Below are 12,411 nucleotides of genomic sequence, written 5' to 3'. Positions count from 1 at the left end.
TGGCATTTGCGACGGTTTTGCCTGACTGTCGTTTTTTTGCCTTTCATGGGCCGCTGGTCCGACTTTTTCCACGGTTCTTTCCATGTTTCGACAGCGCAGCATCCAGAACATCGTCCGCACGACCGGCGTCGGCCTGCACTCGGGCCGCCGGGTCGAGCTGACCCTGCGTCCGGCTGCGCCCAACACCGGCATCGTCTTTCACCGCATCGACCTGCCCGAAGTGGTCGACCTGCCTGCCCAGGCCCACCAGGTCAGCGACACGCGCCTGGCCTCGGTGCTGCAGAATGGCCAGGTGCGCGTGTCCACCGTCGAGCACCTCATGTCGGCATTGGCCGGCCTGGGTATCGACAACCTGCACATCGACCTGACCGCCGAAGAAGTGCCCATCATGGACGGCAGCGCGGGCACGTTCGTGTACCTGTTGCGCTCGGCCGGCATCGTCGAGCAGGCCGCGCCCAAGCAGTTCCTGCGCATCCTGGAGCCGGTCGAGGTGCGCGAAGGCGCCGGCGCGGCCGAGAAGTGGGCCCGGCTCGAGCCCCACGACGGCTTCGCGCTGTCGTTCTCCATCGATTTCCACCATCCGGCCATCGACGCCACGGCCAATTTCGCCGAGATCGATTTCGCCACGCATTCGTACACCCGCGAGATCGCCCGCGCCCGCACCTTCGGCTTCGTCAACGAGGTGGAGGCGCTGCGGTCCATCGGCCTGGCGCGCGGGGGCAGCCTGGACAACGCCATCGTGATGGACGAGTACCGTGTCCTGAACAACGATGGGTTGCGCTATGACGACGAATTCGTCAAGCACAAGATCCTGGACGCCATCGGCGACCTGTACCTCATCGGCAAGCCGCTGGTGGCCCGCTACGTGGCCTGCAAGTCGGGCCATGCCTTGAACAACCAATTGGCGCGCGCCGTGCTGGCGCGCCAAAGTGCCTGGGAAATCGTCACCTACGACGACCTGGCTTCCGTGCCCAAGGCCTTTCGCACCGAATGGCAGCTGGCCTGACGGGCCGGCCTTAGCCGGGCCGGCCTGCCGCCGCCGGCCCCCGGGGTTGTAACAAACCGGGAACCTGCGCGGCATCCCCCAGTCCATCTTTCAGTCCTGGCCGCCAGCCTTGCCGTGGTGGCGCAGCAGCCGGGCCACGGCGTCGGCCAATGGCCCGGGCCGCAGGCCCTGGTGCAGCCGGGAAAAGGCCTGCAGGGCGGTTTCGTCCAATTCGTTTTTCTCGACGGGGCGGGGCTTTTCCGTCCGGCCCGTGGGAAGTCCGGCTTGAACCCGCACCGCGATTTCGTTAAGGTTCCATCCGCGAGCGCCCAATGCCCGGATCAGGCTGGGCGCCATCTGGCGAAGCTTGGCCGCGTGGGCGGCGCTCGGAACAGCCAGCACCAGCGTCAGCTGGTCGGCTTTCGCGACTTGGCAAACGGCGCCCAGCGCCGGCGGCAGGACGGATGCCACGGCCTGCCGGATCTGTATGTGTCTGTGCGCCGTGGCGATCACGCCCGCGCTGCGCATGTCCTGGCCCAGCCAGCCCAGCAGGTTTCCATCCCTGGGCGGCGAAGACGAACGATTACGGCGTGGTGTGGACTGCGGCATGCCGGATTGAATGGGATGGTGTGAGTTGAAGATAGTCATTATGCATGCCCGCAAAGGGCAGGCCGGACATTTGACCATCGGTGGGGCGCGCCTGGCAGCCCTGGCATTTTGCCTGATGGTTACCGCGGTCGCCCTGGGCGCCTTGCTGCAGCGCTATGCCATCGGCCCGCGCGCGGCAGCGCCGGCCATCGAGCTGGCCCTGCCCACCGGCGAGCTGGCGGTGCGCGAGGCGGCTTTCGTGCGCGAGAACGTCAACCTGCTGGCTGCCAAGGTGGGCGCCTTGCAGGCGCGCATGGTCAGCATGGACGGCCTGAGCCGGCGAGTGGCGCAGGCGGCTGGCGTGGCCTATACCGATCCGGAGATCGTGGCCGCGCAGCAAGGGCTGCCCGAGGCCACCGAAGTGATGGACGACCTGTTCACGGTGCCCGGCGAGCCCCAGACGGCCAGCGCCGAGGCGCTGGGGCGGCAGCTGGACCAGCTGCAGCACCGCATCTCGGCGCAGTACGACAACCTGTCCATGCTGGACCTTGCGCTCACGCGCCGCGGCGGCGACCAGGCCCGCGTGCCGACGTCCATGCCGGTCAAGGATTATCCCTATCTGAGCTCTTCCTATGGCTGGCGCCGCAACCCGGTGACCGGCCAGTATGCCATGCACGAAGGGCTGGATTTTGCCGCGCCGCCGGGCACGCCCATCCTCGCCGCCTCGGGCGGGGTGGTGATCGAGGCCAAGTACCAGCTGGGCTACGGCAACATGGTCGAGATCGACCACGGCGGCGGCCTGGTCACCCGCTACGCGCACGCGCAGCGGCTGCTGGTCAAGCAGGGCGACGTGGTCGAGCGCGGCCAGCGCATCGCCCTGGTGGGCTCTTCGGGCCGCTCGACTGGCCCGCACCTGCATTTCGAGGTGCGCCTGGCCGGCCAGCCGCTCGACCCCAAGCTCTTCCTCGGGACGGGCTCCATCGGGCCGGCCGTGGCCGGCGCCGGAAACCAGGCTACCGCCTCCGCCGCGCAGGTGCGTTAAACTGGTTCGTTATCTGCGGCGTGTGGCCGCCAACCCAAACTCGAATCGGCCGCCAGGGCCGGCCGCCAGGCCTGCCTGGCGCGGACGGACACTTGCATGTTTTCTCTGATCAAAAAACTCGTCGGCAGCCGCAACGACCGGCTGCTCAAGCAGTTTCGCCGGCAGGTTGCGCAGATCAACGCCCTGGAGCCGAAGTTCGAGCCCTTGACCGACGAACAACTGCGCGCCAAGACCGATGAATTCAAGCAGCGCCTGGCCGAGGGCGCCAAGCTCGACGACCTGCTGCCCGAGGCCTTTGCCGTGGTACGCGAGGCCGGCAAGCGGGTGTTCGGCATGCGGCACTTCGACGTCCAGCTGATCGGCGGCATCGTGCTGCATACCGGCCGCATCGCCGAAATGCGCACGGGCGAGGGCAAGACCCTGATGGCGACCCTGCCCGTCTACCTCAATGCCCTGGCCGGGCGCGGGGTGCACGTGGTCACGGTCAACGACTACCTGGCGCGCCGGGATGCCGAGTGGATGGGCCGGCTGTACAACTTCCTGGGCCTGTCCGTGGGCGTGGTGGTGCCGCAGCAGGCCAACGAGGAGAAAAAGGCCGCCTACGCCGCCGACATCACCTACGGCACCAACAACGAATTCGGCTTCGACTACCTGCGCGACAACATGGAATACCGTGTCGAGGATCGCCGCCAGCGCAAGCTGGTCTACGCGATCGTCGACGAGGTCGATTCCATCCTCATCGACGAGGCGCGCACGCCGCTGATCATCTCGGGCCAGGCCGAGGACCACACCGAGATGTACGTGCGCATGAACGCCGTGCCCGGCATGCTGCAGCGCATGGCTTCCGAGCCCAAGCCGCAGGAGCCCGAGCCCGAGGGCGACTTCTGGGTGGACGAGAAAAGCCACCAGGTCTACCTGTCCGAGGCCGGCCACGAGCATGCCGAGCAGGCCCTGGTCAAGCTGGGCCTGCTGCCCGAGGGCGAGTCGCTGTACGACCCGCGCCACATCACGCTGATGCACCACCTGATGGCGTCGCTGCGCGCGCACAACCTGTTCCATCGCGACCAGCAATACGTGGTGCAGAACGGCGAGGTGGTCATCGTCGACGAATTCACCGGCCGCCTGATGGTGGGCCGGCGCTGGTCCGACGGCCTGCACCAGGCCGTCGAGGCCAAGGAAGGCGTGAAGATCCAGAACGAGAACCAGACGCTGGCCTCGATCACCTTCCAGAACTACTTCCGCATGTACGAGAAGCTGGGCGGCATGACCGGCACGGCCGATACCGAGGCCTACGAGTTCCAGGAGATCTACGGCCTGGAGACCGTCATCGTGCCGACCAACCGGCCGATGGTCCGCAAGGACCAGAACGACCAGGTCTTCAAGACCACGCAGGAAAAGTACAACGCCATCCTGGCCGACATCCGCGACTGCCACGAGCGCGGCCAGCCCGTGCTGGTGGGCACGACCAGCATCGAGAACTCCGAGCTGCTGTCCGGGCTGCTGCGCCAGGCCAAGCTGCCTCACGAGGTGCTCAACGCCAAGCAGCATGCCCGCGAGGCCGAAATCGTTGCCGAGGCGGGCAAGCCCGGCCGCATCACCATCGCCACCAACATGGCCGGGCGCGGCACCGACATCGTGCTGGGCGGCAGCATCGAGAAGCAGATCGACCTGATCCGCGCCGATGCCTCGCTGAGCGAGGAAGAAAAGAACGCCCGCATCGAGCAGGTGCGCGCCGAATGGAAGCCCCTGAACGAGCAGGTCAAGGCCGCGGGCGGCCTGCGCATCATCGGCACCGAGCGCCACGAGTCGCGCCGCATCGACAACCAGCTGCGCGGGCGCGCCGGCCGCCAGGGCGATCCGGGCTCCTCGCGTTTCTACCTGTCGCTGGAAGATTCGCTGATGCGCATCTTCGCCGGCGACCGCGTGCGCGCCATCATGGAGCGCCTGAAGCTGCCCGAAGGCGAGCCCATCGAGGCCGGCATGGTCTCGCGCTCGATCGAGACCGCGCAGCGCAAGGTCGAGGGGCGCAACTTCGACATCCGCAAGCAACTGCTCGAATACGACGACGTCGCCAACGACCAGCGCAAGGTGCTCTACAGCCAGCGCAACGAGGTGCTGGAGGCCACGCAGGTGACCGAGATCGTGGCGGGCCTGCGCCATGCCACCTTCGAAGAGCTGGTGCGCGGTTTCGTGCCGGCCGAGTCGGTCGAAGAGCAATGGGACGTGCCGGCGCTGCAAAAGGCGCTGGAGGCGGACTGGCAGATCTCGCTGCCGCTGGTCGAGATGCTCGAGCAAGAGCCCAACCTGACCGACGAGGACATCGTCGAGCGGGTGCTCAAGGCGGCCGACCAGGCCTACCAGGCCAAGGTCGAGCGGGTGGGGCAGGAAGCCTGGAACCAGTTCGAGCGTTCGATCCTGCTACAGTCGCTGGACAGCCAGTGGCGCGAGCACCTGGCCGCGCTCGATCACCTGCGCCAGGGCATCCACCTGCGCGGCTACGCGCAGAAAAATCCCAAGCAGGAATACAAGCGCGAAGCCTTCGAACTGTTTTCGGCCATGCTCGACCGCGTGCGCAACGACGTGATCAAGATCCTGGTCACGGTGCGCATCCAGTCGCCCGAGCAGGCCGAGCAGGCCGAGGCCCAGGCGGCCCAGCCCCAGGTGCAGAACGTCCAGTACCATCACTCGGACTATGACGAGGCGCTGGCCGGGGACAAGGCAGGCGCGGCGGCCGCCGCTGCCGCCAGCCCGGCCCGCCTGCCCGCCGGCGCGGTGCCCAAGGTGGGCCGCAACGATCCCTGCCCCTGCGGCAGCGGCAAGAAGTACAAGCACTGCCACGGCAAGCTGGCCTGATCGCCCCAGGCGGCGGGCCGGCTCGCGCGCCGGGCCGGCGCGGCCCCCGGGGCGGGCGGGGCGGCTGCGGGCCCTAGAAGGCCACCTTGCCGAACATGAACAGCACGTTGCCCGCGCCGCGTCCGCCGGGAATATAGGTGGCGTACAGGTCGGCGTTGCGGTAGCCGGCCGACACCAGCGGCAGCGCGCCCGGAAAGGGCAGGCGGCCGAACATGTCCGAGCGCGAGGTCAGGAAGACGGTATAGCCCGCTCCCACCCGGCCCTGCGCGCCGATCCGGCCGATCTTCTGAAAGCCGTAGCCCGCGATGGGCTGCCAGTCGCTGTGCGAGTCCAGGAACGCCATGGCATACAGGCCGTGCCAATCGCCGTCCTCGTCGTACAGCCCCTTGCCCCAGCCGGCGCCCCAGGCCAGTTCGCGGAAGCTGTCCACTTTCTCGCGCGTGTAGGTCCAGCGGTTGTGCCAGGCGTAGCCCGTCAGGTAGAGGTCGTTGCTGCCTTGCTGCCAGACCTGGGCCAGGCGCTGGCAGGCCGGCTGCATCCAGCCTGGCCGGCCTTCGCAGGGGCCGGCCAGGGAAGGCGGTGCGGCGCCCGCCAGGGCCAGGCAGCACAGCGCGGGAAGCAGTCGTCGGGACATGGTGGGCTGCGGCGCAATGCCGGTCAGATCAGGAACAGGGTGGCCAGCCCCAGGAAGATGAAAAAGCCCAGCGAATCGGTGGCGAAGGTCAGCAGCACCGAAGAGCCTATGGCCGGATCCTTGCCGAAACGGGCACGCACCATGGGCACCAGCACGCCGACCGAGGCGCCGACCAGCATGTTGCAGACCATGGCGGCCATCATGACCAGCGCGATGGCGAACGAGCTGGAGATCACCCAGGCGAAGACGCCGGCCACCAGCGCGCCGCACAGGCCCACCAGCAGCGTGACCAGCATTTCGCGCTTGACCAGCTGCCAGACGTTGCGCCCGGTGATGCGGCCCACGGCCAGCGCCCGGATGATCATGGTCATGGTCTGGTTGCCCGAGTTGCCGCCGATGCCGGCCACGATGGACATCAGGAAGGCCAGGATGACGATGTGGCTGACGGTGTCCTCGAAGCGCGAGGCCACGAACGAGGCGGTGGCCGCCGTACAGAGATTGAGCATCAGCCAGGGCGCGCGGTTGCGCAGGGCCTTGCGCACCGGCGCGAAGATGTCCTCTTCCTGCATCCCCGCGCGCGAGAGGGCCTGCTCTTCGGAGTCCTCGCGGATGACGTCCACCACGTCGGCGATGGTGACCCGGCCGATCAGGCGCCCGTGGTCGTCGATGACCGGCGCGGACACCAGGTCGTAGCGCTCGAACGCGCCGGCTGCGTCGGCGTCCGAATCCAGCGGGTTCAGGGCCAGGAAGTCGGTGCTCATGACCTCGCGCACCTCGGTCTCCAGCTCGGAGAGCAGCAGGCGGGAAAGCGAGAGCACCCCCAGCAGCTTGTCGCGCCGGTCGACCACGAAGATCTGGTCGGTATGGTTGGGCAGCTCGTGCAGGCGCCGCAGATAGCGCAGCACGACTTCCAGCGTGACGTCCTCGCGCACGCGCACCATCTCGAAGTCCATGATGGCGCCCACGCTGTCCTCGGGGTAGCCCATGGCCTCGACCAGCCGCGCGCGCTCTTCGTCGGTCAGGCCCTTCTGCACCTCGGCCATGATGTCGTCGGGCAGCACGTGGGCGAAGTCGGCCAGCTCGTCGGCGTCCATGTTCTCGGTGGCCGCCACGATGTCGTGGCGGTCCATCGCTTCGAGCAGGGACTCGCGCACCCAGTCGTCCACCTCGAGCAGCACGTCGGCATCGTGCTTGGCGGCCACCAGGCGCCAGACCAGCTGGCGTTCGTCCTTGGGCAGCGATTCGAGGATGAAGGCGATGTCCGAGGGATGCAGGTCGTCGACCAGCGCCTTGATTTCGCTTTCGTGCTGCCGGTGCAGCAGGCTTTCGACCAGATCGGCGCGCCGGTCGCCCTCGGCCTGGCGGTGGGTCAGGTCCTCGACCAGCTGCTGGCGGCGCAGCAGCTCCTGAACCTTGTGCAGGGCCAGCTGGGCGTCTTCGGGGTCGAGGCGGCGCGGGCTCGGGGTCTGGGCGGCGGGGGAAGACGACATGTTCTGCTGCGGCAAGGCGGGCGTTCAGAGATTGGGCAGCGGACGGGGCTGGCGCGCCTCATCGGTGGCGACGTAGGTCAGCGTGGCTTCGGTGACCTTGACCACTTCGGCATCCAGGCGCTGGCGCTGGGCGTAGACCTCGACGAAGACGGTGATGGAGGTGGTGCCGGTCTTGATGACTTCGGCATAGAAGCTGAGCAGGTCGCCCACGAAGACCGGATGCTTGAACTGGAAGGCGTTGACCGCGACCGTTGCGACCCGTCCGGCGGCGCGGCGCGCGGCCGGGACGGCGCCGGCGATGTCGACCTGGGACATGATCCAGCCGCCGAAGACATCGCCGTGGATGTTGGCGTCGCTGGGCATGGGCATGACGCGCAGGACAGGCTCGCGGCCGCGCGCCAGTTCGGACAGCGGCGCGGTGACGGGGGGTGAAGAAGGCATGCGCCGGCTCCTGGTGGATACCGGACGATTATGCAGGAAAAAACCGGCCGCGCGCGAGGGCGCGGCCGGCTTGGCGCCGCTAGCCGCGCGCCAGTGCGCGGGCGGCCGCCCGGGCGGCCAGCGCCTCGTGGCGCGCAAGCAACTGGCGGGCCTGCTCGGCCACCGGCGCATCGACCATGCGGCCCTCGAAGGTGCAGGCTGCCCGGCCGGCCGCGCACTGGGCGTCGAATTCGGCCAGCAGCGCGCGGGCACGGGCCACTGCCTCGGGCGCCGGCGTGAAGGCCTGGTTGACGATGTCCACCTGCTGGGGATGGATGCAGAAGGCCGACTCGAATCCCAGGCGCGCCGCGCGTTCGAGCTTGGCCCTGAAGGCCTCGCGATCGGCGAAGTCGGCCACCGAGCCGATGAAGCCGACCGGCGTGATGCCTGCCCGCCGGCAGGCCGCCAGGGCCAGGACGTTGGGCACGTAGAGCGTGTCCTCGTGCACCGCCATGCGCATGGACACGGCCAGGTCCTCGGCGCCCACGATCAGGCCGCTGATGCGCGGATGCGCGCGGGCGATGGCCGAAACGTTTTCCAGGCCCTCGGCATCCTCGACCATGACGATCAGGCGCGTGTGGCCCTGGGCCAGCCCTTGCTCATGCTCGCAGTCCTGCAGGATCTCGGCGACCGCGCGCACCAGGCCCGGCTCGTTGACCTTGGGCAGGGTCAGCGCATGGACCTGGGGGCTGACGCAGGCCTCGATGTCGCGCACCAGCAGGCGCCAGGGGCGGTTCACGCGCACCGCCACGCCGAAGCCGGCCTGCACGTAGCGTTCGGCGATCTGCCGTACCCGCTCGCGCGCCAGCGTTTTCTGGTCGGCGGCCACGCTGTCTTCCAGGTCGAGCATCAGCGCGTCGGCATCGCGCTTGAGGGCGCTTTCGACGTAGCGCTCCCGGGTCGCCGGCACGAACAGCAGCGAGCGCCAGTGCGCGGGGTCGTGGGCGGTTTTGCCGGATTCGATCATGCTTGGGGCTCCTGTGTTTCCTGTCGTTCGAGCGCGGCCAGTTCGGCCAGGATTTCTTCGTTGTGCTCGCCCAGGGCCTGCAGGCTCAGCCCAGGGCCAGGCGCACCAGCAGATAGCCGCCGGCGCCCAGCAGCACGAAGAGTATCGCGGCCAGGCCCAGCACCTTGGCGCCGGCCTGGCGGATCTGGGCGAAACGCGTTTCCATGCCCAGGGCGGTCATGGCCATGGTCAGCGCGAATACGTCCAGCCGGCGCAGCGCATCGAGCAGGTCGGGCGGGATGACGCCGGCCGAATTGACCAGCGCCAGCGCCAGGAAGCCCACCGCGAACCAGGGCACGGCCACCGGCGCGCGCTGTCCGTCGGCGTGGCCGGCGGCGGCGTGGCGCAGGTACAGCCCGAGCACGATGAGCACCGGCGCCAGCAGCGCCACCCGCGTCATCTTGACGATGGTGGCCGCCTGCGTGGTGGCCGGGTCGATGGCGCTGGCCGCCCCCACGACCTGGGCCACCTCGTGCACGGTGGCGCCGATGTAGATGCCCCAGCCCTGCGCATCCAGCCCGAGCAGGCCCGCGCGGTAGACGATGGGATACAGGAACATGGAGAGCGTGCCGAACAGCACGACGCTGGCCACGGCCACGGCGCTCTTGTGCGGGGCCGAGCGCAGCGTGGGTTCGAAGGCCAGCACCGCCGCCGCGCCGCAGATGGCGCTGCCGGCCGAGGTGAGCATGGCCGTGTCGCGGTCCAGTCCCAGCAGCCGCGTGCCCAGCAGGGTGCCCAGCACCAGCACGCCCAGCACCACGGCCACCGAGACGGCCACCGCCGGCAGGCCGATGGCGGCGATCTGCTGCACGCTGATGTTCAATCCGTAGAACGCCACCGCGATCCGCAGCAGCCGGCGGGCCGTGAAATGCACGCCGGCCTTCCAGCCCGCGGTTTCGTTGCCACGCAGGAAATTGCCGTACAGCATGCCGGCGACGATGCCGACCACCAGCGGGCTCAGGCCGGCCCGCACGAACCAGGGCAGCGAGGCCAATTGCATGACGGCGGCGGCCAGCAGGCCGGTGAAGAGGATGCCGCCCAGGGTGTCGCGCCAGAGCGGGGAAGAGGGCACTGCCGTGGTGTTCATGCGGATATGGCTATTAGATTATTTCCGCTGGTTATATTAAAACCGCACCATCCATTAGAAAAATCGTTATTCTGGATAAAAAATATCTGGAAATGCGATATCTGGCGCCTGCCCATGACCCCCGAGCAACTGATCACCTTCGCGTGCGTGGCCGAAACCTGCAACATCAGCCATGCGGCCGAGCGGCTGCACCTGTCGCAGCCGGCGGTGTCGGGCCAGTTGCGCCTGCTGCAGGCCAGCTTCGGCGAGCCGCTGTACCGGCGCAGCGGCCGGGGCATCGCCCTGACGCCCACCGGGCAGGCGCTGGCGCAAAGCGCGCGGCACATGCACCAGGGCTACCAGCAGGCGCTGGCCTTGCGCGATGCGCGGCGCGGCATGCAGACCGGCCTGCTGCGCCTGGGCGCCAGCACCACGCCGGCCAGCTATCTGCTGCCCGCGCTGGTCGCGGCGTTTCGCCGGCGCCATCCCGGCGTCGAAGTGCGCATCTCCGACGGCAATACGCGCGACATCGTGGAGCTGCTGCCCGAGCTGGACATGGCCTTCATCGAGGGGGCGGTGCCGGCCGGGTTGCCCGCGGGCCTGGCGATCCACGATTGGCGCGAGGACGAGGTGGTGGCCGTGGTGGGAGCGGACCACCCGCTGGCCGGACGCGGCGCGGCCAGCCTGCGCGAGCTGGCCCGCTACGAATTCGTGATGCGGGAGCCGGGCTCGGGGGTGCGGCACCTGGTCGAGCAGGCTTGCGCGCGGGCGCAGGTCAGCCCGCGCGTGTCGGTCTACCTGGCGGGGGTGGAAGGCATCAAGCAGGCGGTGCGCGCCGGGCTGGGCATAGGCTTTGTCTCGGCCCTGTCGATGCGGCACGAGGATGGCATGCTGCGCGCGCTGCGCGTCGCCCCCAGGCCGCTGACGCGCATGCTGAGCATCCTGCTGCCGCACGCGGACCTGCCCAGCCGCGTGGCTGCCGACTTCCTGCAAAGCGCCCTGGCCGCGCGGCAGGAGCCGCCGGCGTAAAGCCCGCTTCAGCCGGCCAGCCGGCGCCGGGCGAGGTTGACCCAGTAGCTGGCGCCCAGCGGCAGGATCTCGTCGTTGAAGTCGTAACTGCCGTTGTGCAGCATGCAGGGCCCCATGCCGTGGCCGTCGGCGCGGTGCTCGCCGTTGCCATTGCCGATCCAGACATAGCAGCCGGGCTTGGCCTGCAGCATGAAGGCGAAGTCCTCGGCGCCCATGGTCGGCTGCACTTGCGCGTCCAGGCGCTGTTCGCCGACCAGGTCGCGGATGACCTCGGCACAGAGCGCTGTCTCGCCGGCTTCGTTGACGGTGGGCGGATAGTTGCGCCGGAACGTGAACTCGGCCTCGCAGCCCATGGCGCGGGCGGTGTGCTCGACGATCTCGCCCATGCGGCGCTCGATCAGATCGAGCGTCTGCAGCGTGAAGGTGCGCACCGTGCCCCGCATTTCGGCATGGCCGGGCACGACGTTGTAGGCGCTGCCGGCGTGGATCTGCGTGATGCTCAGGATGGCCGCGTCCAGCGGATTGCGGTTGCGGGTGACGATGGTTTGCAGCGACTGGGCGATCTGCACCGCGGCCATGACCGGATCGACGCCCAGGTTGGGCATGCCCGCATGCGAGCCCTTGCCCTTGACGATCACGTCGAACTCGTTGCTCGAGGCCATGATGGGGCCGGTGGTGAGCCCGAAGCTGCCGGCCGGCATGCCGGGCCAGTTGTGCATGCCGAACACCGCTTCCATGGGGAAGCGCTCGAACAGGCCGTCGTCGATCATGCGCTGCGCGCCGGCGCCGCCTTCCTCGGCGGGCTGGAAAATGACATACACGGTGCCGGCGAAGTCCGGATAGGCGGCCAGGTGGCGCGCCGCGGCCAGCAGCATGGCGGTATGGCCGTCGTGGCCGCAGCCGTGCATCTTGCCGGGAACCTTGCTGGCGTGCGCGAAAGTGTTGACCTCCTGCATGGGCAGGGCGTCCATGTCGGCGCGCAGGCCGATGGCGCGCGGGCTTTCGCCCGCCTGGCCCTTGATGGCGCCGACCACGCCGGTGCCGCCCAGGCCGCGATGCACGGGGATGCCCCATTCCTGCAGCTTGGCGGCGACCAGGTCGGCGGTACGATGTTCCTCGTAGCCCAGCTCGGGGTGGGCGTGGATGTCTCGCCGCAGCGCGGTCATCTCGGCTTGCCAGGCGACGATGGGTTCGATGAGTTTCATTGGGGGACCTAGCGGTGAAATGGGCTTGTCCGC

At 68.7% G+C, this 12,411-nt stretch carries 11 protein-coding genes; 4 read left to right on the top strand and 7 right to left on the bottom strand.

The window, feature by feature from the left end; translation table 11 throughout:
* Positions 1 to 82: 82 nt before the first annotated feature.
* Complete coding sequence (gene lpxC / locus V8Z80_RS12075; protein ID WP_155193189.1) at positions 83 to 1,006, top strand: UDP-3-O-acyl-N-acetylglucosamine deacetylase; 924 nt, start codon at positions 83 to 85, stop codon at positions 1,004 to 1,006.
* A 90-nt stretch (positions 1,007 to 1,096) separates the two neighbouring features.
* Here lpxC and V8Z80_RS12070 read toward each other — a convergent pair whose 3' ends face one another.
* Positions 1,097 to 1,513 (bottom strand): DciA family protein, encoded by a 417-nt coding sequence (locus tag V8Z80_RS12070; RefSeq protein WP_155193211.1) that lies wholly within the window; start codon positions 1,511 to 1,513, stop codon positions 1,097 to 1,099.
* A 121-nt stretch (positions 1,514 to 1,634) separates the two neighbouring features.
* Here V8Z80_RS12070 and V8Z80_RS12065 point away from each other — a divergent pair, with 121 nt between their 5' ends.
* Positions 1,635 to 2,615, top strand: coding sequence for a M23 family metallopeptidase (locus V8Z80_RS12065; RefSeq protein WP_155193187.1), 981 nt, complete (start codon positions 1,635 to 1,637; stop codon positions 2,613 to 2,615).
* 96 nt (positions 2,616 to 2,711) lie between these two features.
* Positions 2,712 to 5,468, top strand: coding sequence for a preprotein translocase subunit SecA (gene secA, locus V8Z80_RS12060; RefSeq protein ID WP_336062122.1), 2,757 nt, complete (start codon positions 2,712 to 2,714; stop codon positions 5,466 to 5,468).
* Positions 5,469 to 5,541: 73 nt separating this feature from the next.
* Here secA and pagP read toward each other — a convergent pair whose 3' ends face one another.
* The 5 genes from pagP to V8Z80_RS12035 form a co-directional block, all read right to left on the bottom strand.
* Positions 5,542 to 6,102, bottom strand: coding sequence for a lipid IV(A) palmitoyltransferase PagP (gene pagP, locus V8Z80_RS12055; protein WP_155193183.1), 561 nt, complete (start codon positions 6,100 to 6,102; stop codon positions 5,542 to 5,544).
* Positions 6,103 to 6,125: 23 nt separating this feature from the next.
* Positions 6,126 to 7,592, bottom strand: a complete 1,467-nt coding sequence (gene mgtE / locus V8Z80_RS12050; protein ID WP_155193182.1) for a magnesium transporter — start codon at positions 7,590 to 7,592, stop codon at positions 6,126 to 6,128.
* 24 nt (positions 7,593 to 7,616) lie between these two features.
* A complete protein-coding gene (locus V8Z80_RS12045; RefSeq protein ID WP_155193180.1) occupies positions 7,617 to 8,033 on the bottom strand; it encodes an acyl-CoA thioesterase in 417 nt (138 codons plus the stop codon).
* 79 nt (positions 8,034 to 8,112) lie between these two features.
* Positions 8,113 to 9,039 carry an HpcH/HpaI aldolase/citrate lyase family protein gene (locus V8Z80_RS12040; protein WP_336062121.1) on the bottom strand — a complete coding sequence of 309 codons (927 nt, stop codon included), beginning with the start codon at positions 9,037 to 9,039 and terminating at the stop codon, positions 8,113 to 8,115.
* 85 nt (positions 9,040 to 9,124) lie between these two features.
* A complete protein-coding gene (locus V8Z80_RS12035; protein ID WP_336062120.1) occupies positions 9,125 to 10,165 on the bottom strand; it encodes a YeiH family protein in 1,041 nt (346 codons plus the stop codon).
* Positions 10,166 to 10,279: 114 nt separating this feature from the next.
* On the opposite strand from V8Z80_RS12035, the gene V8Z80_RS12030 reads away from it, so the two are divergent.
* A complete protein-coding gene (locus tag V8Z80_RS12030) occupies positions 10,280 to 11,173 on the top strand; it encodes a LysR family transcriptional regulator (protein ID WP_155193169.1) in 894 nt (297 codons plus the stop codon).
* A gap of 8 nt (positions 11,174 to 11,181) precedes the next feature.
* On the opposite strand, the gene V8Z80_RS12025 is transcribed toward V8Z80_RS12030, so the two are convergent.
* A complete protein-coding gene (locus V8Z80_RS12025) occupies positions 11,182 to 12,378 on the bottom strand; it encodes a M20 aminoacylase family protein (protein WP_336062119.1) in 1,197 nt (398 codons plus the stop codon).
* Positions 12,379 to 12,411 lie beyond the last annotated feature (33 nt).

Source organism: Orrella sp. JC864 (assembly GCF_037026685.1).
Classification (GTDB): domain Bacteria; phylum Pseudomonadota; class Gammaproteobacteria; order Burkholderiales; family Burkholderiaceae_B; genus Orrella.
This window is presented reverse-complemented; position numbering and strand designations above follow the sequence as displayed.